This window comes from Polaromonas sp. P1_G4, from assembly GCF_056405475.1.
In genome coordinates this window covers 1-1,277 of record NZ_JBFUCA010000818.1, presented here as the reverse complement: position 1 = coordinate 1,277, position 1,277 = coordinate 1, and the positions used below count along the sequence as shown (strand labels likewise).

Genomic DNA, 1,277 nt, shown 5'->3' with positions numbered 1-1,277 from the left:
GGTGTGGGTTTGAAGCATTGGCGATTTGTTCGTTTATCAACCCACGAAGGAGATTTCCATGGCTGCTCTTAAAGGCTCCAGGACGGAAGAGAACCTGAAAGCCGCATTTGCCGGCGAATCACAGGCCAACCGCCGCTACCTGTATTTCGCGAACAAGGCCGACGTTGAGGGCCAGCCCGATGTCGCGGCGCTGTTCCGCTCCACTGCGGAAGGTGAAACCGGCCACGCCCACGGCCACCTCGAATGGCTGGAACAGTGCGGCGACCCCGCGACCGGCCTGCCGTTTGGCGCCACGCGCGACAACCTCAAGTCTGCTGTGGCCGGCGAAACGCACGAGTACACCGACATGTACCCAGGCATGGCCAAAACCGCACGCGACGAAGGCCACGATGAAGTGGCCGACTGGTTTGAGACCCTGGCCAAGGCCGAGCGTTCACACGCCAACCGCTACAGCAAAGCGCTGGCCGAACTGGTCGACTGACTGGATGGACAAGCGTGTCCCTCGCTGCGCCGCGAGGCGTGGCGGGTTTTGGAAAAGATTTCGCACGAGAGTCTTTTCTCAAACCCCCACCTGAGATTCAAAAGAAGAGGCAAGCATGGCCACAGAAGGCAACCTCCAGGCGCCCACGCGCCACGCGATCGACTGGAAAAACCCGGACTTCTACAACGAAGACGCGGCCCTTCACGAGATGGAACGCATCTTCGACATCTGCCATGGGTGCCGCCGCTGCGTGAGTTTGTGCGGCGCTTTCCCTACGCTGTTTGACCTGGTCGACGAAAGCAAGACCGGCGAGGTTGATGGTGTGGACAAGAAGGACTACATGAAAGTGGTCGACCAGTGCTACATGTGCGACCTCTGCTACATGACCAAGTGCCCTTATGTGCCGCCGCACGAGTTCAACCTCGACTTCCCCCACACCATGCTGCGCGCCAAAGCCATCAAGTTCAAGAAGGGCGAGGTGGGTGCGGGTGAACGGTTTTTGTCGTCCACCGATGTGCACGGCCAGTTCGCGGGCATTCCCATCGTGGTCCAGGTGGCCAACGCGGTCAACAAAACCAAACCGGCCCGCGCCGTGATGGAAAAAGTGCTGGGCGTCGACAAAAACGCCTGGCTGCCCGACCTGGCCACGAAAAAATTCCGCTCCGGCGCGCTGGAGTCGCCGCCCCACGCGGTGAAAGACGGCGCCAAGACGCCCGGCAAGGTCGTGATTTATTCCACCTGTTACATCAACTACAACGAGCCTGGCATAGGTGACGACCTGCTCAAGGTGCTGGAC

1 protein-coding gene and 1 pseudogene are annotated in these 1,277 nt (G+C 60.1%); both read left to right on the top strand.

What is annotated here, in order from left to right; translation table 11 throughout:
• Positions 1 to 58 precede the first annotated feature (58 nt).
• Positions 59 to 481, top strand: coding sequence for a rubrerythrin family protein (locus AC1D1X_RS23640; protein ID WP_007867167.1), 423 nt, complete (start codon positions 59 to 61; stop codon positions 479 to 481).
• Positions 482 to 596: 115 nt separating this feature from the next.
• Positions 597 to 1,277 (top strand): annotated as a pseudogene (locus tag AC1D1X_RS23635) (Fe-S oxidoreductase); the annotation flags it as partial.

Coding starts and splice junctions, on each gene's coding strand:
- AC1D1X_RS23640 (WP_007867167.1), top strand. CDS start 59: ATGGCTGCTCTTAAAGGCTCCAGGACGGAAGAGAACCTGAAAGCCGCA.